Genomic DNA, 19,714 nt, shown 5'->3' with positions numbered 1-19,714 from the left:
AATTAGAAAACATGAACTTTAAAAAATACTTGCCAGTAATTTTATTCTGGGCGTGTTTAGTACCTGTCTTTGGACAACAAGATCCTAACTATACTTTTTATCGCTATAGTATGAACCTATTTAATCCGGCCTTCGCCGGTAGTGCTGAAGCACCAGAGGTCGTTCTTGGATTACGAAGCCAGTGGGCCGGTGTAGAAGGTGCGCCAGAAAGTCAAAGTGTTATTTTTAGCGCACCAATTGGAAAGAATGTAGGTTTGGGACTGTCAGTTTTGAACGACAGGACTTTTATTGAAAACCAAACATGGGTAGCTATCGACTTTTCATACAAGTTACAGCTAAATGAGAATACCGACCTTTTTTTTGGGCTAAAGGCGAGTGGAAATAATTATGATGTAAATACGCAAGGCTTGATTACCTATGGTGTAGGTCAGGATGGTAGTTTAATGAATTATGAGAGCCGTTTCACCCCTAACGTTGGTGTTGGTGCATATTTAAAAGGGGACAACTACTTTTTATCATTGTCGGCACCTAAATTATTAACCCCAGAACGTTTACAAGAACGAGACGGTCAGGCATTGGTAGGGGTGGATCGTAGGCATGTGTATCTAGTGGGCGGTTATGATTTTGTTTTAGGGAAAGGAGTAACTCTACAAACAACCAGTATGTTACGCTATGTAGACGCTGCTCCACTCTCGTTGGACCTCACTACTGTGGTAGATTTTGGAAATCACTTTAAACTAGGGGCAACATACCGTTATAATGAAGCACTTGGAGGCCTGGTACTTTTTGAGGTTTCTAATGGTTTTTCAGTTGGCTATGCTTATGAATGGGCCTTGCAGCGGGAAGTAAGTGATATTGAAAACAACTCCCATGAATTGTTTATGCGGCTGAGGATATAAGAAACTTTTTATTTGAGTTAAACATAGACAGTCAACCATAAAGCTTTTATGGCTTGATGGTTGACTGTTTTTTTTAAGATTTTAAACTGAAATTAGTTTCAACTAATGAAATACCGTCATCAATAAGTTGGCCTGCTTTAGGATTGTCTAATTTAATTCCGTGTAAATGCGATCTAATCTCTTTTGCAGGATCTTGATCGTTGTTTTCCATTGCCATTTCATAAATTTCAACAGGCAACAACCAATCCAATGGAAATTTTTGCTGTATTTCCTGAAATACCTTGGTTCTCGAGATGATTTTATTTCGTCCTTCCCTGTAGTCCCGTATTTGTTTGTAATACGCTTCCAATTCATTCAACGTATCTTTAGATGGATCTTTGGTCGTTGTACTTATTGTGTGGTCAAGTAAATCAAAACTTTTTAAATCTGCAGATCCGTGATAGGCTGAAACTATTTCTTCACCAATGGCCATATTGTATTGTTCTTTTTCAGATTCGAAAAGAACTTTGTCCAGATAGGTTACTTTGCAATTTTCGAACGTGATCAGTATAATTCGGCCCTGTAAGTTTCGCGTACCGGTAATAATTCTTCCGGTTACATTAATACCACCTACAAAATCTAAAGAAACTATTTCTCCTTCGTATATTTTGTACGCTTTAAGGTCACGTGGACTCATTTCTTCTATGGGGATATTGATACCCTTTAAGCGGCCGATTGGGGAGCCAAACCCGGTTTTGTGTTGATTTGTGTCCTGTCCCACTAATTCTCGCTCACGATAAGCTAGGGCAGATTTTCCTTTGGTCTGGAAGTAAATAGGATTCCCTTCGTGTGAGATGACCGATTCAAAATTACCAGATATTTGTAATCCTGTACTGAGTTCAATGGTACCCAATTCTTTGGAGTCGATCAACTTTTGTAAGCCACTTAGTCCGCCTTTACGAAGGGCCATTGTGTTGGCGAAATCCTCTAAAACCTGACTTAAGAAAGCAAAATCTGGCGTTACGAATAGCTGCGGTTGTGGCTTGGTGATGTCAAAGGAAGTCTTTGCGGCTTCCAACGAATATGGAAGTTTCTTAACCTTATCGGTCATGCACCATTCACTTTCCCCAATGGAAGAAAGCAGGCCTGCCCCATATATTTTAGGGTTTTCCACAGTTCCTATAAGTCCGTATTCAACAGTCCACCAATGCAGGTTTCGTATAAATGACATTTCACTCGGATCGCCCATATTTTCCTGAAGGTATTCAATATGTTTTTCTGCCTTCTTGATTTCAATGGGGTCCGTTCCTTTGGCTTCCTTTATGATAGATAAATGCCGTACGGCCTCATACAGTTCAAAATCCTTGGCACTTGAAATTGCTTTACATCCAATTTCACCAAAGCGTCTTAAATATGCAGCATATTCCGGGTTTGCGATAATAGGTGCGTGTCCCGCACCTTCGTGTATAATATCCGGTGATGGGGTATAGGCAATATTTTCCAATTGTCTTATATCTGACGCAATAACGAGTACATTATAGGCTTGAAACTCCATAAAAGCTGCCGGAGGTATAAACCCGTCTACCGCTACTGCTGCCCAACCCAAGTCCTTTAGAATACGGTTCATGCCGTACATATTGGGGATGTTGTCGATAGAAATCCCTGTTTTCTTTAATCCTTCCGCATAGGATTTGTGGGCAACCTTACTGAGGTAGGCCACATTTTTTCGCATCACATAGCGCCATACGGCTTGATCAATTGGGGTATAATCCTCGTAATTTTGAGGTTTTATGAATTGCCGTAAATGTTTAGGGAGTTTATCAAGGATCGGATTGCTTTCATAACCTGAGGTGTTCATTTTTTCTACTTCTTTAGGGGGTTGCCTTGGGCATCGAACAATTGCTTAATTGAAAATGCTTCGGGTGTATCGCCATGTTTTTCTTGAAATTCTAATTTTTCCTTTACCATTTCAAGTGTTGGAAGTTCACCTTCTGGAATCCACCACATGATAAATTGCGAATGGCCACGTATGTCAAACCACTTCTTTTTGTTTCTTAGGAAATAACTATGCACCGTGGTATAGACAAAATTGGATAACGACTCATAATCTTGCCAAACACTGATATTGATCGCCGTTAGTTCATCTTTGAATGGAAATTCAATATAAGAAGCTGACCTGCCCTCTGAATCTGTAAGTCTCCATACAAACCCAGGGCTTTCCTCTGCAAGTTTGTTCACCGGCTCTAGAAAATCGGTGAATTCTTTCATGATCGGACTATCTAAAGGGGCTCTGAAACGCGCCACATTGGCTTGGGCTATATGGAACATATTAATTTTATTTCTATTAAATATAAGGTATTTGGACTAAATAATTAATATAGAATAATAAATCAGGAAAAAGAACTATATTCATGTACATATAAAGTAATTAGTTATTTTTAAACAGTGGTTTTAATCTTTAAACAGGAAAAAGTTTGGTAGATAAACTAGATCAAATAGATAGGGAGATTTTAAAGATTCTTCAGAAGGATGCTAAAACGGTGGCGAAATCTATCGCAGAAGAATTAGGATTAACAAAAACACCGGTCTATGAGCGCATAAAGCGTATGGAGCAAGAGGGTTTTATTAAAAATTATGTTGCTATACTTGACAAGGAAAAAATAGAGGAGAGTATAACGGTCTTTAGTTTTGTTTCGTTGGAGACTCAAAAAGGGGCAATGATGGATGATTTTTTTAAGGAAGTGAAGAATTATCCTGAGGTTACAGAATGTTTTGTAGTAGGAGGAGAGTTCGACTTTCTGCTAAAAGTGGTGGTCAAAAATTTGGATGCCTATTATAATTTCGCAAAATTTAAGATTGCTTCGTTACCTAGTATAGGAGGTGTAAAAAGTGCTTTTGTTCTTAACGAGGTCAAGAACGATACCAATTTTCCGCTGCTATAAATTGAAAAGGTGGCTGATCCATTTTTATCAACCACCTTTATATATAATTAAACCTAACTTTTATTTTAACGCGACCGTATTGGGTGGATACTGCTCCAATATTTGAGAGACGAATTGTTTGATGCGTTCTTCTTTTTTGGCCACATTGCTCGTATTTGAAAGCGTTCCTTCTCCCTTACCTTGCCAAACCAATTCATGGGTCTTGTTGTCTATTAAATCAATATACAGAGAACCTTGAGTACTTGTGCTAACGGCACTACCGCCACGTCCCCATCCAAAACCAGGACCCCAAGCCCAAGGGTTGTATCCCCAGCCCCAGGCGCCTCCCCATCCAAAATTATTATTGTATACGTCGACGCGTTCCTGTTCTTTTGTGAAAATGCTCACCAATAAATCTGGATCCTCAGATTTTACGAAACCTCTTGAGCTCATTTCCGATTCAATGGCCCTGAGAATCCGTTTTTTATCCAAGTCGGAAATTTGTGCCTTGTCAATACCTGTTTTGTAAAAAGCATAGGAAGTATAGCCTGTAAAATTTGCTTTCTGATCATAATCGGACAACACACGAACCGATGAACAGGAAGCGATGAGGACTAAAAGCAGGAGCGGAACACCTAAAGATTTAATTTTTTTCATAACGTTATTTTTTAAGTACTTAATTTTCTAATAAAAATATCTCAATAATCATGCCGAAGCATGGGCGGGTTAATGCCGCTGATTGGTTTTTGCCTTATAGCCATAGGGGCAATGTCTACAGCTACTTTGACAACAATATCCTCTTTTGAGATGGTATTGTTCCGTAAAAACCCGAAAACCATTTTCAGACCAATAAAAATCTCCCTCTTCCATTGGGATAATTTTCTTCATTAATTTAATTATGTTTTACGTAATAAAGTTAATTCTTTCTGTTGATAACTGTATTTAAAGCTTGTTAAAGTCGCAATTTGATGAACCTTTCAGTGTGCTTGTACGGTTGAACGGTTTTGTTGGTAACAAAATCTGGTAATTTCCGCATAATTAAAAATGGCTTTATCTTTGATATAGCATCATCAAAGTGAATCTATGATATTGGTTTTTAGACATTTCTTCTATAAAAATTATGTTGGTCTATCGCTATGGCCATTTATTTTTTTAAAAAACGTAAGTTTAAAAGAGGATAGTGTTCTGATCAATCATGAAAAAATTCACTTGAGACAACAACAAGAGTTATTGATTTTTCCTTTTTATATTCTTTATCTTTTGGAATGGCTACTGCGTGCGGTTTGGTATATGGATTCTTACAGGGCCTACCAGAATATCAGTTTTGAAAGGGAGGCTTACGTCAATGAGGATCAGATGGATTATCTGTCTAAAAGAAAATGCTTTAGCTTTATTAAATATCTTTACCGCTAAAAACGGCCTGTTTGCAAAGTAAAAATGAACTCGTACAACTTCCCTTATTAAACAAAAAACAAATTACCCTTGTTTTAAAACGAGAGGATTTGATTCACCCATTTATCTCGGGAAATAAATATAGAAAGCTGAAATACAACCTTTTGGAGGCAAATAAAGTAGGATATGATACCCTGCTTACTTTTGGAGGTGCATTTTCCAACCACATAGCTGCCTCGGCTTTTGCGGCCTGCGAAATGGGATTTAAGATTATCGGAGTGATAAGGGGTGAGGAATTGGAACGTAATTGGCAAGATAACCCTACCTTACTAAAAGCATATGAGAATGGAATGGTTTTTAAATTCGTGAGTAGGGAAACCTATCGGCATAAAGAAGAAGTTTCATTTTTGTTCAACTTAAAAAAGGAATTCGGTGACTTTTATGTAATTCCGGAAGGAGGAACCAATGAGCTTGCCATTAAAGGATGTGAAGAAATTCTAACACAAGAAGATAGGCAGTTTGATGTAGTTTGTACCTCGGTAGGTACGGGTGGTACCGTTTCAGGATTGGTGAATTCTTCTTTTGAACATCAACAAGTCATAGGCTTTTCAGCTCTGAAAGGTGATTTTCTAAAGACCGATATCGAAAGGATGACAACTAACCCACGTTGGAAGCTGATACCAGACTATCATTTTGGGGGCTATGGAAAGATTACGGCAGAACTTGTTGCGTTTATCAATAATTTTAAACAACAGACCCAAATACCATTGGATCCCATTTATACAGGAAAAATGTTGTTCGGGTTGTTAGATATGGTGAAGCATGATACTTTTGTAAAGGGAACTAAAATAGTAGCTATTCATACCGGAGGTTTACAAGGTATTCACGGCATGAATAGTGTACTGAAAAAGAAAAATTTACCTTTGTTGCATATATGAACAAGAAAATAATACTGCTCTTAGTTATTGGGATTTGCTTTGCGTCCTGTAAATCAAAAAAAGCATACTCCGATCAGTTACGCACCAAAAACGTAATGAAGGAGCGAGAAAAAGGAAAAAGCGATACCTCGGATAAAGTTGCAGATGTGGAGTTGCCAAAAGAACCTTCGGCATTTATTCCCTTTAGAATAGAATCAGTTTCAGAATATATCGAAACATTCGCAGAGACCGCTCAGTTAGAAATGATGGGCTACGGAATTCCCGCTAGTATAACCTTGGCTCAAGGACTGTTGGAGAGTGGATATGGAAAAGGGGAATTGGCCATGAAAACGAATAATCATTTTGGGATCAAATGTCACAAAGGCTGGCAGGGCGATTATGATTTTCACGATGATGATGAAAAGGGGGAGTGTTTTAGAAAATATAACCACCCGATGTATTCCTTTAGAGACCATAGTGAATTTCTTACCTCGCGGTCTAGGTATGCCTTTCTTTTTGATTTGAGCCATACCGATTATAAAGGCTGGGCCAAAGGCCTTAAAAAAGCAGGCTATGCTACAGATCCTAAATATCCGCAAAAACTGATTTACCTGATTGAAAAGTATGGGCTTCATAAATATGATATCCAAGTAAAGCAAGCTGGTTATAGCAATACGACTGTAGTGGCTACTGAATCTGAAAAAATGCATACGGTTGAAAAAGGCGATACCTTGTATTCACTTTCCCGAAAATACTATATGAGTGTTAACGAACTGATGCAGTTGAACAATCTACGTAACGCTGACTTGTCCATAGGACAACGCATAAAGGTGAAAACTAGCAATATCAATTAACGGCAATGATTTATCAAAGAAGTAGCGCCCTGTTCGCAGAGGCAAAAAAATATATTCCAGGTGGTGTGAATTCTCCAGTACGGGCTTTTAAGGCCGTTGGTGGAGACCCAATATTTGTAAAAGAAGCCAAAGGGGCTTACCTCTATGACGAGGACGGTAATCGATTAATTGATTATATAGCCTCTTGGGGACCTTTGATTTTGGGTCATGCACATGAACCGGTAATCAAAGCGGTAATCGAAAAAGCTAAAAGCGGAACATCGTTTGGAATGCCTACCGAAATAGAAACCGAGTTGGCAAAACTAGCCATCTCCATGGCTCCCAATATTGATAAGATTCGTTTTGTGAACAGTGGAACCGAAGCTTGTATGAGTGCGGTACGTTTGGCAAGAGGATATACAGGTCGGGATAAAATTATAAAATTTGCAGGATGCTATCACGGTCATTCAGATTCTTTTTTAATCCAAGCAGGTAGCGGCGCGGTAACCTTTGGTAGTCCTAATAGTCCGGGGGTCACTCAAGGCACGGCAAAAGATACGCTGTTGGCAGCATACAATAATTTAGAAGAGGTCAAAACCTTGGTTCAGGCAAATAAAGGAGAGATAGCCGCAATTATTATCGAGCCTATTGCCGGAAATATGGGATGTATTGTTCCTTCCGATATGTTCATACAAGGCCTAAGGGGTATTTGTACTGAGGAAGGTATTCTTTTGATTTTTGATGAGGTAATGACCGGATTCCGTTTGGCAAGGGGAGGAGCACAAGAAGTTTTAGGGATACAAGCGGATATCGTTACTTATGGGAAGGTTATAGGTGGAGGTTTGCCAGTAGGCGCTTTTGCTGCTAAGGCTGAGATAATGGATCATTTGGCTCCCGACGGACCCGTGTACCAAGCAGGGACTTTAAGTGGTAATCCATTGGCCATGAGTGCAGGTCTAGCTATGTTGACCGAATTGAATAATCACCCTGAGGTATTCCAAAGTTTATCCGATAAATGTGAATATTTACATAAGGGTATTGCATTGGTACTAGCGGAGAAGGAAATTGTACATCAAATCAATCGGTTTGGAAGTATGATATCGGTTCATTTTACAGATGAACCAGTGGTAGATTTTGCAACTTCTGCAAAAGGAAATAATGAAACATTTAAAAAATATTTTCACGGTATGCTCAATAAAGGCATTTACTTACCACCGAGCGCTTTTGAAAGCTATTTTTTAAATGACGCACTAAGCTACGCGGATCTGGATGAAACAATAGATGCCCTTAAAGGGATTGATCTTTAGGGTTTTTATGGACTGGTTTAATAAATCCACCATCCAGTGGCAATCAATACAAATTGTATCGCTAATCTTATAATTCCCGCCAATTTAGAACCTACAGCAGGAATTTCTTTGGTCAAATCCCGAATTTGGTTGGGTAGAAAAATCAGCATTAAAACAAAAAGTCCCGATTCGCTCTATTTTCTATATTTAATAACTAAAAGAGCGAGAAGATTATCATGGTTATAACAATAAAGGTTGTTGTGTTTGTAGGTGGTCGACAAACAGTGGTTAATATAGTTGATTTATAATAGATTTACCAGACTTAGCTAATTCTTGAATTTGAATAAAGAGGGTAATTATTTAGGGGCCGAACAAAGGTTGCTTTACTCTTGGTTAAACCTACCTCTTCAAATTTTTATTCTCCAATATGTGCTTTGTAAAACCTCCAAGCTTCTTTGGCGACATTTCTTCCTAATTCCAAACCGGCAACATTATCAGATTGAATATGATATCCACCTAAGACCCTTGAGATACCCGCCATTTCTGCTGCTTCGGTAAAGGTTGGGAATTCTAGGGTAATGGTGTCACCCAAATTATTTGGATCGGTCATAGCACCTGCCACAAGTTCTGCCGTAGAACCGAAATTATCGCTTCCGGTCCAAAGTTTTAAGGCTTCACCACATCCCCCACTTATGGTACTGTGTCCAGAAACATAGCTTGGGAAAGGTGGGCAAAGGAAAACTTCTGGAGAATATGGCCTCCATGTTTTACCTTCAATTTCAACCATACCTTTTCCCTCACCGCCCCATCCTATGATTTTTTGGTCATCATAATATTTGTGGACCAAGGCATAGGGTCTGGCATAGTCATAATACATTTTTGAATCCCAAGAAGCAATGAAAGCATCCATGGCAACTACTTGATTATAGAAATACATTTTCACATCTTGATCCAAGGTATGGTCATCTCTACGCGAAACATCTTGTGCGAATTTTAACCAGTGTCCTGCCTGCTGAACAGATTGTGGCCCGTCGCGCATAAACTCCACCAATGCTTTTTGATAATCGGTTAGATTAGCTTGCATTTCAACCACTTCTTTAACTTCTTTTTCCAATTGTTCAGAACCAATTAAGGGTGGTGGACCTGGGCGGAATTGATCTCCTGATTTGAGTGCTACTGGCTTTACCTTGTCCCAATAGGGCGTTAAACATCCTGGCGCATATGTGCCTCCTTTGCCATCTGAAAAATATTTAGGTTGCCAACGGTTGGGGTCAACATTCTCATCTGCCGAATTTACAGGGGCATAAGCTGTATAATATAATTCATAAACTCCACCAATGCTTTTTGATAGGGCGTTAAACATCCTGGCGCATATGTGCCTCCTTTGCCATCTGAAAAATATTTAGGTTGCCAACGGTTGGGGTCAACATTCTCATCTGCCGAATTTACAGGGGCATAAGCTGTATAATCGAAGTAGGGCTGGTGATTTTCTTCGTCTTCCTCTCCATATTGATTGGCTCCATCACCTTTTCTCGCCTGTATAACTGCTTTGGCGGCTAAATTGCCAATACCCTCAGGGGTGTTTGGGTCTAAAGATTCGTTGGTTGGATCCAAACCCATTTTTTTCATAAAGTTTGTGAAAAGCTCTTTGTCCGAATAATAGTATTCGTTCATAGTTCTAAATGCAGCATAACTTATTGCAATTTCCTTGTTTTTCAACGTTTGTTCCCCAACAGGTCTTCTGTTAACACTATCTAAGTAAACGGGAATAGCTTTTTCATCGTACCTTGACCAAGCATCAAAAACAGAAACGAATATCAAGGCTAAGTATCTAGAAGTAATTGTTGGTCTTGGTTTAAATTTTTCTGTATCGTTTGCCGTTGCGGTTAGAGCCATTTCTCCCCATTTGTAGGCTATGTTGTCCACTCCTTTCGGTTCAACTTGAGTCTGTTTCCTTTTAGGGTCTTGTTGACAACCAAAAAATAAAAAAGTGGTCAATACGACTAGGATCAATTTATTCATTCGCATTCTAATGGTTTAATTGTATCCCTCAACAATCGAAGGGGTTAAAATATTCGAATATACTTTGTTATTTAGAAGTTAAATTTACTAATGTTCTTAGTATTGAGCCAAAAATAAATACTTATGGATATTCCGATACATTTTTTTAAGAAAATTACGGCTTATCAATGGGTATTGTTATTTAAAGTTATATTGAATACCTAATTGAAAGGCATTTGAAAAAAAGTGATCGATGGTAAAATATGTATAATCGAAGTTTATTGTGGTGAAGTCCTTAATTCTATAGGAAATTATGCCATTGTATCTTTGAAAAGATGGTTCTTCCTTTTCTGCAAAAATGGAGAGATTACTTTTTAGGTTAAAATCTGATTTTTCATTTCCTATTTGTACTAACAGACCCCCGCCACCAAATAGTCTCTCTTTGGTCAGCCAGTAGGGGAAGCCATTTCTTCGTTCCGCCGAACCTGATGCGTATGAGCCTTCCATTATGGGTCCAAGCTTAAAATTATTGATATTGATCAAATTGTATTCTAGTTTTGTATTCGCAATAGTATAATATTCGCTATCTGTATAATACGTGCCCGACGCGGAAAACACCTGTTTTAATGTGGAGGAATAGTCGAACTCTAGCTTGGCTTTTAAATTGAGATTATAAATATTCAAGACATATCCAGGCCCGGTTGAAACGGGATGGGCATTGATTTTAAATGTGGTTTTTTTATTCTTACCTATAAAGTCAATTCCAGAATTAAAATGTACGAACAACTTATTGTAGTTGTCCAACTCCAGCCTGCTGCTAATCCAAAACGGATTATCCTTTTTAGATTCTCTTCTGTACATATACTCCACTCCTAAAAGATCCCGACCAATATCATCTGCAACTAAAGTATCTTTTAAGACCGAGTAGGAAGTTCCATGTACTATGGAAAAACGATGGAAATCATATTTCTTATTGTAAATACCAAAATGGAAGAAATTATTAAATAGGGTAGGATTGAACTTATCCGCAATCGCAGAGGACGAAAATCCGATGGAGTGTCCTTTCTTCTTTCTTACTTCTATTGCAGATTTTCTAACAATGGCATCATCCATTAGAATTTTGAATTTACTTATATAAAAAGCTTGTTGATCATCAGTATCACTCTTCACTGCTTTGTTAAAAGCTATTTTAAAATCGGAATCTAATTTTTTAGCAGGTATAGCTAATGCAATCTTTCCTGCGCCTTCAATATCCCCGTGTAGTAACAGCAATTTTGCCATATGGTTCATGGTTTGAAAATCATGTGTATTTTTTTGTAGATATGCTGTATATACCTGCTTCAATTGGAGCAGATTTCCAATTTCAGAATTCCAATCCATTACATATTTTATAGGAAGGTCAGGCGCGCAAGCACTCCAACTCAATGCTTTCTGAAACTGTGCATATTCAGCAAAGAGCATAGCAATGTTTTTAGAAAGATCTTTTAAATCAGGCCTGCAAGTACCAATTTGCTGTAGTTCAGAAATAGCCCGATCTCTATCGTTTATAAGTAAAAACTCAATGAAATAAGGAAAATCGGTTAATTTTTTATCTTCAATTGAATTCGATTCCTCCATCCATCCATTTACGATATCGGGGTCTATATCAGCTCCACATTTTTGCCATATTAAGGCTTTCTCAAAATTTAATCGATCTGCATAGGTAAGACTAATCTTTGTGACTAGATTTTTATCGGTAATTGAACAGGGTTCTACTTCGTCAAGCTTTACTATAACATTATCATTTTTATGCTCAATCAGAAAATGAATATAATTTTTTCTATTTTCATCGTTAGGTTCTACCGTATTCAAAACCTCAAGAACTTGTTCTATAATTTCAGCGTTTTCTAAAGTATTGAAACTGGTGTAATAGTCTTTCAAAAGGAGTATGTTTTCGCTTTCCCACTCCAATTGTCTTTCGATCCAAAGTTTTTTAAGGGCCAAAGAAGGATAGTCACTAAGGGTGCTAATACGGTTTGCAAAATTGGCGTAGGATACGGATGGATTAGCCAAGTATAATTTGTTCAATTGTTCCCATAGCTCTTTTTCTTTTCCACGTTCTTTCATAAACTTGGCATAGGCAACGATTTGTTGGGTGTTTATAAACTTATTGCCCTCAAAAAGTTCCTCCATCAATTCAGATGCCTTTTCATTCTTTTCCTCGGCAACCAGTCTATCTATTTTTTCCTTCAACGGTACCAAGGTCTGTTTACTTTTATTAAACTGCTTATATTCGTTGTTCATTTTTGAAATCAACGATGAGGTAGTACCGGTTAGATTTCTGATTTCGGGTCTGATATCTGGAACTGTAATACTGGGAGATTTGGTTTTGATATTATAAAGAAAACCATTCAATAGCGGAACTGATTCAAAATCGATTTGCTCATCGTTCAAACTTTTTTTCAGTTTTCCATCATTTTTAGAATCTACGTACATTAACCAATACGAATCTTTGTTGGCATCGGCGTTTATTGAACTTGAAACTTCATACTGTCCCTCGAAAATAAGATGACGCACGCTCTGATAGCGCCAATCCATGGTTGCTTCGGTAGATTTTTTAGCACCTAAGAACTGAATATATGGATGTCTTTTTTTGTAATCCACCACGTGCTTCTTAAAATTTAAGAGAGCCTCTTCAGAATTTCCCGAATCTATAATATCTTGAGCCTTTAAAGTGTGAGACCAAATACCGGTATATAAATAAGTAGATTCTAATGCCCATTTTTCCTTGGGAGATATAGTATAACCACTACTCAATCTCGGAAAATCAAAAAATCTACTGTTGAGTGGGTCTGGATCGAACTCACGATTTCCTCCTTTATCTAAATCACCTAAAAATGAGGTGTGTACATAATTTAAACTAGGGAAACCTTTTTTAAGTGCCACCATCCCTAGACTATCAATTTCGTTGTGGGGGGCAGAATAGGAAATGGGCAGTTCTTTGGAAACGCTTTCTTTCCATTTCTTTTCGGATACCTTTGTTGCATCTAGCATTAAATCGGTATCCTTCCATAATTCATTCAATAGGGGTAGGTCATTATAGCCTTTTAGCCCTACTTCATGTCCTTCCTTAAAGAATTCGTTTTCAATCCAAGCATTGGTTCCATCCACATTTTTAACATCCAACGACCTACCCTTGTCCCAACCTTTAAATTCAGGGTTGACAGTTTTATTCTTGTTCGATTTAAAAGTGATGTAAGCCGAATATTTAATATTTTCCTCTTTGGCGAATTCCTTCATTTTGGGCCACCAATAAGATTTTAAGAATTCCGATTTGCTCTCCCCATTTTTTAAAGAAATCATTTTTTCGTTTTCATCATAAACAGGCGAAGGAAAATCATCTAAAAATAGTGTGGCCATATTGGCGATAGGGTAGGGTACACCCTCGAGACCTAATAAAGTTGCTGCAAACAACAACCCTCTCATTTCTTTTTTTAGTATTTCAGAAGAGTTGTACAATACTACTTTTCCATTTCCAATTCGATTTTCAAGAAGAACAGGATACTCTTCAGTATTATAGGCACATACCAGAACATTTATTTCACTGGAAAAGTTAGATCCATCAAAACCGAGATGCACTGTTTTGTTGTCATATGCATAACCTTGCATTCCTGGAAATAAAGGCTTTTTAAAATGTATTCCCGAGGCTTTAATATTCGTATGCCAATCTGCTTCTGGTGTCATTCCGTATAAAAATGACATTCGCTCATCTTTTGTGGCTTTGGTTACAAACAAAGTACCACCCTTAGATACAAATTTTAAGATACTATCAAGGGCGACATCGGTCAACCCTACTGTCTCTGGCAATGTAATCACCCTAGTGGTCGGTGCAATGATTAACTTCTCGTTAAACTGATTAATCCACAAGGTTTTATGCGCAATTTTCGAATAGTCGTACGCTTTCGCCAAATTTTCAGTTTCTAGAATAGCACTGTAGTTGGTTGGCTCTATTAAAAATTGAACGAGTGGGGCTTCTGTACTTTTTTCTGGAATATTGTATTTATTATTCCACTTATATAACTCCTGTTGACAGCTTGTAAATAGAGCAATAGTGGTAAAAAGGCATATATAACCTATTATTTTTCCTCTCATAAGGGACTATATTCAAAGTTCAATTCATAGGATAGCGTAGGTGGCCCTAACGGCATCTTTTTTTGGGACTTCTAAGTAACTCATGAACGGTTTTACAGGAAAATTTATTCGTTAAATATGCAAATTACCCTATGAAACTATTGATTTTTCATGTTGTACTGTTTTATAATAGAGTTTTTAAGGTTTTCAATTGATGTTGAAAAATAAAAAAGGCCTACTAAAAGCAGACCTTTTTAAAGAAAACTGACTAAACTAACCTCTTTTTGGGCCCATCTCTTTTTTGCGACCATCCCTATTTTTTTTATGATGCATTCCTTTGCTATGCTTTATTTTTTCATATTGAGCATATTGTTCAGGAGATAGAAGGGATTTCATTTCTTTTTTACGTTCAATTTTGCGATCCAAACGTTCATTAAGCATGTTGAATTTTTCATCTGTAGACATTTTTTCGCCACTTTCCTTTCGTTTCTTGAATGTTTCCATTTTCGCCTTTCGGATTTTGGCATCCTCCATAAACATAGCTTCAATTTTTGACTGTTGCGAATCGCTTAAATCTAAGGCCAAGGTCATTTTTTTGGTTTGTAGCGTTGCTATTTGTTCTGGAGTAAAATCCATCATGGCATTTCTTTTACCTTTCATGTTATGGTCCTGTGCTACGGCTGATATTCCTACCATTACGAAAATGGCTAACATTAATTTTTTCATATTTATAATTTTTATTGCTTTGTTCATTGGACAGTTTTACTTCGCATTGGTTTAAGAAAGTGACATGCTTTGGCAAACATTTAACTCGGCAGTGAATGATTATAGAATGCAAAAAGCGCGGCTATCGGCCGCGCTTTGTAGTAAGTAGGAACTATAATTTTTTAGTTTGTCTCTATTCTGTGAGCATATTCTTTGTAAGGATTTATGATTATATCCGCTTCTTGTTCTATAGTATTTGTAGCTAACTCTTCTTTCGGTTCTGAGTTCATGGCTTCATGATATACTACAGATGCTACGATAAAACAGCTTAAATAAATGAGACTTTTTATTTTATTCGTCATGATTTGGGGGTTTTAATTCAATACTAAACTAAAAAACTAAAGGAGATGAAAAAGCCCATTGTTGTGAAACGGGCTTTTTTAGATGTCAATCGTTTATAGGATGTGGTTTAGTGTTTCCATTCGTCGGATTTATTGACTTTTCATCGAGTGGGCCAAAAATTCAATAAATTTCACTTCCCCTATTTTGGCTCTAAAATCAAGTCTATACGTCCTAAAACATCATCCAAATGATACTTGGTCATGGTATCAGAAGTTCTATTTTTTGCATTTCTGATATCACGTTTTAATGTATTCAATTCCGCTCTTGCTAAAGTTCTAACATCAGATTGACTGGTATTGATCGCGGTCGATTTACGATATCCACCAAAATCTGGTTTTTTATCTTCGTTACCCGCTGTCATTAAGTATTCTAAACGATCAATGTGAGCTTTTTGTAAATTTCTCCTATAAGTATCAATGGTGATGCCATTATTCAATTCTGACCAAATCCCTTTCCTTAGTTCACTCATCATTTGCAATAAAGAATACGCTTCTCTGCCGTTTGAAGTTTCATATTCAATAAGTCTGGCTAATTTGCCTAAACTCATTATATTGTTCAGTGTGCGGACCTGCATGGATCGTATTTGCTCTAAAAATCCTGAATACTCGATACGATCTAGTATTTCTTGATTCAACATCCATGTTGGAGTTTGGAACAACTGGGCCTGTAAGAAGGCCATTGCTTTCATCTGGTGTGCTTTGGGCACTGCGGTATAGACAGCTCCTTCTTGTTCATAGGTTTTATGGTTCTCATATACCCCACCAATATTATTGGAGACATGGCCCATATACCTATTGAATTGGGCAAATACCTGTGCGTATAACTTATCAAGGTCTTCGTAGTTTTTACCATCTTCGGCGGTCCATTCTATCAATTTTGGGACAATCCTTTTTAAATTGGCAATGCCATATTCGCTTGCTTTTACTGCATCGTCGCCTAAATCTTCGGTTTGCGAACTTGGATCTACGATATCACCCACTTGTTGATGGCCAAAACGGTACAGGGGATCTCCTGAATGGGCCATGATCCAATCGTCTAGAATTGATTTTTCATCTTTTGCAGATTTGTCTAAGATCGGTTTATAGCCCCATTGTATGGCATATTTATCATAGACTCCGATATTGGGCATTAATGCTACGCCGTCGTCACCAGGTTGGGCCACATAATTGAAGCGTGCATAGTCCATAATGGAGGGAGCAGTACCGTACTTTTGTGTAAACGATTTAGAGCGGAGGGAGTCTACCGGGTAAGCAACACTGCTGCCCATGTTATGTGGAAGCCCTAGTGTATGTCCGACTTCATGGGAGGAAACGAAACGGATCAACCGTCCCATCACGTCTTCATCAAAGGAAACACCTCTTGCGGCCGGATTGATGGCCGCTGTTTGTACAAAATACCAGTTCCTTAATAAACTCATTACGTTATGGTACCAATTAATGTCCGACTCTAAAATTTCACCACTACGTGGATCGCTAACATGCGGTCCGTTGGCATTAGGTATGGGCGAGGCCAAGTAGCGCACTACCGAATAGCGTACATCTTCAGGAGACCATTCTGGGTCTTCTTCTATAGACGGCGGTTCTTTTGCGATGATGGCATTTTTAAAGCCCGCCGCTTCAAAAGCGATCTGCCAATCCTCGATGCCTTGTTTTATAAAAGGTACCCATTGTTTTGGCGTTGCCCGATCCACATAGTAGACGATTTGTTTTTTGGGTTCCACTAATTCCCCTTTCTTGAATTTTTCCAAATCTTCCTCCTTCACTTCTAAGCGCCATCGATCTAAGAATTTGATGCTTTTACTCTCTTGCGCTTCCAGTCCGTAATCTACTTGGCCACTTGTGAACCAGCCCACCCGTTCATCGAAATACCTGCGTTTCATGGGTTCTTCAGGTAACAAAACCATAGAGTTATTGATTTCTATGGAGATAGAACCCAAACTTCCGTTACTGGGGGCTTCACCGGCCAAATATGTCTTTACATGGCGTACTTCCACATTTAAGGGATAACTTTTTATGGATTCGATATAGCCTCTGTCATCATCTAATCGTGATACCTTGTATTGTTTTCGGTAGCGTTCTGGCATCCCAAAGGCTTTGGTGTCTTTTGTGAAAATATCATTGACTTCGATTACCGTGGCAGGATTTAGAGAGTCCTTTTTAAAAGCTTTTATGTCAAACGCATAAAGAACAGGTTCAAAATTCGAATTGACTACGGCTTCGTGTACAGGTAGGGAGTCTGCCGCTACAACATCATGCGAAACCACCCGAAGTAGTATTTTTTTATCCTTCTTTTCCCAGCGTAATACTTGGGTGTTTATTTTTCCACCGCCAAATCCAATGCCAGAAGCTGTTTTAGAAATACGGCTTACCATCAACATTTCTTTACTTAATAGGGAATCTGGTATTTCGTAGTAGTATTTATCCTCAACTTCATGTACTTTGAAGAGACCATCGTCAGTTACAGCGTCTTTTGTAATTACTTTTTCATAAGGTTGTATTTTATCCTTACTTGGTTTTTCGGCCTCTTTTTCCGTATCCTTTTTTTTCTTTTTAAAAATTTGTGCTTCAGAAGATTGGTAGCCAAAAATGCAGACCAGTAGGAATAATTTCAATAGTAATTTTCTTTTCATATCAAGTTAGTTCGGTAATTTTTCAAAGATGAAAAAAATAAATTGAGTGAGTAGTTAATAATTTCTTAAGCATGTTTGTAACAAACTAGAAAATTTAGCGTCTATTAAATAGGAATAATCATTTTTATTATTTTTGAATTAGTCAATGACAAAGCCCTTGCAGTTGCAAAGGCTTTGTTTTTTTATAAAAGAAAGGTCAGAATAGTAAAGGAATTATAAATTCGAACATCCCGATTAGCAATAGAACGGCAATCAGATTTAGGATGAGTCCGGCACGAGCCATTTCATGGACCTTAATATACCCACTTGCAAACACAATGGCATTAGGAGGGGTGGCCATGGGTAACATAAAGGCGCAACTACTTGCAATGGTTATGGGAATCAATAGATAGGTGATAGGTATTCCTAGACCAAGAGCTATACCGGCCACAACAGGAGCCAAAACGGCGACCAAGGCCACATTACTCATCAGTTCGGTCATAAATAGCATTAAGACAATTAATAAAGATGCAGTTAGTAGTATGCTAAGATTTGCTCGGGCGATTGCATCGGCGACCAAATCTACAATGCCGGAAACTGACATACCGTTGGCCAAAGACAGTCCGCCGCCAAATAGGATTAAAATGCCCCAAGCCAGTTTTTGGGTATCCTGCCATTTTAAAATAAAATCACCCTTTTTAAGATTATACGGTAGGGTGAAGAGGGCTATTGCGGCAAAAATGCTAATTAGAGTGTCCGATAATCCGAGACTTGGCAAGAATGCGTTTATCAACGTTCGAAAGACCCATAGAAAAACGGTCACCCCAAAAATAGCAAGTACCATTTTCTCTTTTCCTGAAGTTGGCCCCAATTTAAATAGTTCTTCTTGGATGATTTTTTTGGAAGCTTTGAATTTTAAATTTTTGGTTGGAAAGAAAACTTTGACCAGCACCCAGTAACAAATAGCAATCATTACCATGGCAAACGGAAAACCGATGACCATCCATTTTAAAAATGAAATTTCAATAGTATATTCATTTTCAAGCAACCCTATTAAAACCGAGTTCGGAGGTGTGCCAATAACGGTCGCTATTCCACCGGCATTTGCGGCGAAGGCAATTCCAAGCATAACGCTCAATGCAAAATTACGGTCCTGTTTTGTAAATCCATCCGCATCCTCGATTAATAGGGTAATAACGGACATGGCAATGGGTAACATGACCACGGTACTTGCCGTATTGCTGATCCACATGCTCAAAACTGCCGTAGCGATCATAAACCCTAAAACTACTCTGTTAGCGGTGGTACCTGTAAGCAGAATGATGTTCAGGGCAATGCGCTTATGAAGGTTTACTTTTTCTAGCGCCAATGCCATGACAAAGCCACCAAAAAATAAAAATACGATGGGGCTCCCATAATTAGCGCCTACATCACCGATTGGCATTACTTTTAAGATGGGAAATAATAATAAGGGTAAAAGTGCCGTCACAGATATGGATACAGCTTCGGTCACCCACCAGATAATCATCCAAAGTGCGACGGCGATCACGGCATCGGCATTTTCGGTTACGATTACTTGAGGTAAACTGATTACAATTAAAAATAGAATGGGCCCTAAAAAAAGACCTACTTTACTGCTTAGGTTCATGCTGGTTGGTTTA

At 38.1% G+C, this 19,714-nt stretch carries 17 protein-coding genes; 6 read left to right on the top strand and 11 right to left on the bottom strand.

The window, feature by feature from the left end; genetic code table 11:
- Positions 1-11 precede the first annotated feature (11 nt).
- Positions 12-899 (top strand): type IX secretion system membrane protein PorP/SprF, encoded by an 888-nt coding sequence (locus ACNR9Q_RS00160; RefSeq protein WP_419212557.1) that lies wholly within the window; start codon positions 12-14, stop codon positions 897-899.
- 73 nt (positions 900-972) lie between these two features.
- Here the strand turns inward: ACNR9Q_RS00160 and ACNR9Q_RS00155 are convergent, their stop codons facing one another.
- Complete coding sequence (locus ACNR9Q_RS00155) at positions 973-2,736, bottom strand: aromatic amino acid hydroxylase (RefSeq protein WP_419212556.1); 1,764 nt, start codon at positions 2,734-2,736, stop codon at positions 973-975.
- Positions 2,737-2,741: 5 nt separating this feature from the next.
- The gene (locus ACNR9Q_RS00150; protein ID WP_419212555.1) at positions 2,742-3,206 is read right to left on the bottom strand and encodes a DUF3291 domain-containing protein; all 465 of its coding nucleotides are present in this window, start codon (positions 3,204-3,206) and stop codon (positions 2,742-2,744) included.
- 146 nt (positions 3,207-3,352) lie between these two features.
- On the opposite strand from ACNR9Q_RS00150, the gene ACNR9Q_RS00145 reads away from it, so the two are divergent.
- Positions 3,353-3,820 (top strand): Lrp/AsnC family transcriptional regulator, encoded by a 468-nt coding sequence (locus ACNR9Q_RS00145; RefSeq protein WP_419212554.1) that lies wholly within the window; start codon positions 3,353-3,355, stop codon positions 3,818-3,820.
- 60 nt (positions 3,821-3,880) lie between these two features.
- On the opposite strand, the gene ACNR9Q_RS00140 is transcribed toward ACNR9Q_RS00145, so the two are convergent.
- Together ACNR9Q_RS00140 and ACNR9Q_RS00135 are read right to left on the bottom strand one after the other, a co-directional pair.
- Entirely contained in the window at positions 3,881-4,456 is a 576-nt protein-coding gene (locus ACNR9Q_RS00140; protein WP_419212553.1) for a DUF4136 domain-containing protein, read from the bottom strand.
- Between the two features lie 69 nt (positions 4,457-4,525).
- Positions 4,526-4,687, bottom strand: coding sequence for a DUF5522 domain-containing protein (locus ACNR9Q_RS00135; protein WP_419212552.1), 162 nt, complete (start codon positions 4,685-4,687; stop codon positions 4,526-4,528).
- 195 nt (positions 4,688-4,882) lie between these two features.
- On the opposite strand from ACNR9Q_RS00135, the gene ACNR9Q_RS00130 reads away from it, so the two are divergent.
- Genes ACNR9Q_RS00130 through hemL form a run of 4 tightly spaced genes read left to right on the top strand, consistent with a single transcriptional unit; the run spans position 4,883 to position 8,248 of the window.
- Positions 4,883-5,212 (top strand): hypothetical protein, encoded by a 330-nt coding sequence (locus tag ACNR9Q_RS00130; protein WP_419212551.1) that lies wholly within the window; start codon positions 4,883-4,885, stop codon positions 5,210-5,212.
- 11 nt (positions 5,213-5,223) lie between these two features.
- Positions 5,224-6,129, top strand: coding sequence for a 1-aminocyclopropane-1-carboxylate deaminase/D-cysteine desulfhydrase (locus ACNR9Q_RS00125; RefSeq protein WP_419212550.1), 906 nt, complete (start codon positions 5,224-5,226; stop codon positions 6,127-6,129).
- Positions 6,126-6,962 (top strand): glucosaminidase domain-containing protein, encoded by an 837-nt coding sequence (locus ACNR9Q_RS00120; protein ID WP_419212549.1) that lies wholly within the window; start codon positions 6,126-6,128, stop codon positions 6,960-6,962. Before ACNR9Q_RS00125 ends, ACNR9Q_RS00120 begins: the two co-directional genes overlap by 4 nt.
- Before the next feature lie 5 nt (positions 6,963-6,967).
- Positions 6,968-8,248, top strand: a complete 1,281-nt coding sequence (gene hemL, locus ACNR9Q_RS00115; protein ID WP_419212548.1) for a glutamate-1-semialdehyde 2,1-aminomutase — start codon at positions 6,968-6,970, stop codon at positions 8,246-8,248.
- Between the two features lie 394 nt (positions 8,249-8,642).
- On the opposite strand, the gene ACNR9Q_RS00110 is transcribed toward hemL, so the two are convergent.
- The 7 genes from ACNR9Q_RS00110 to ACNR9Q_RS00080 form a co-directional block, all read right to left on the bottom strand.
- Positions 8,643-9,590: a vanadium-dependent haloperoxidase gene (locus tag ACNR9Q_RS00110; protein WP_419212547.1), complete on the bottom strand. Its 948-nt coding sequence runs from the start codon at positions 9,588-9,590 to the stop codon at positions 8,643-8,645.
- Positions 9,521-10,249 carry a DUF6851 domain-containing protein gene (locus tag ACNR9Q_RS00105; protein ID WP_419212546.1) on the bottom strand — a complete coding sequence of 243 codons (729 nt, stop codon included), beginning with the start codon at positions 10,247-10,249 and terminating at the stop codon, positions 9,521-9,523. Before ACNR9Q_RS00105 ends, ACNR9Q_RS00110 begins: the two co-directional genes overlap by 70 nt.
- Before the next feature lie 177 nt (positions 10,250-10,426).
- On the bottom strand, positions 10,427-14,359 hold the full coding sequence (locus tag ACNR9Q_RS00100; protein WP_419212545.1) for a DUF2194 domain-containing protein: 3,933 nt from the start codon (positions 14,357-14,359) through the stop codon (positions 10,427-10,429).
- Positions 14,360-14,611: 252 nt separating this feature from the next.
- On the bottom strand, positions 14,612-15,064 hold the full coding sequence (locus tag ACNR9Q_RS00095) for a hypothetical protein (protein WP_419212544.1): 453 nt from the start codon (positions 15,062-15,064) through the stop codon (positions 14,612-14,614).
- A 161-nt stretch (positions 15,065-15,225) separates the two neighbouring features.
- Positions 15,226-15,405, bottom strand: coding sequence for a hypothetical protein (locus ACNR9Q_RS00090; RefSeq protein ID WP_419212543.1), 180 nt, complete (start codon positions 15,403-15,405; stop codon positions 15,226-15,228).
- Between the two features lie 179 nt (positions 15,406-15,584).
- Positions 15,585-18,074 (bottom strand): zinc-dependent metalloprotease, encoded by a 2,490-nt coding sequence (locus ACNR9Q_RS00085; RefSeq protein WP_419212542.1) that lies wholly within the window; start codon positions 18,072-18,074, stop codon positions 15,585-15,587.
- 196 nt (positions 18,075-18,270) lie between these two features.
- A complete protein-coding gene (locus tag ACNR9Q_RS00080; protein ID WP_419212541.1) occupies positions 18,271-19,701 on the bottom strand; it encodes an SLC13 family permease in 1,431 nt (476 codons plus the stop codon).
- Positions 19,702-19,714: the final 13 nt, after the last annotated feature.

The organism is Maribacter sp. X9 (genome assembly GCF_048537565.1).
Classification (GTDB): domain Bacteria; phylum Bacteroidota; class Bacteroidia; order Flavobacteriales; family Flavobacteriaceae; genus Maribacter.
This window is presented reverse-complemented; position numbering and strand designations above follow the sequence as displayed.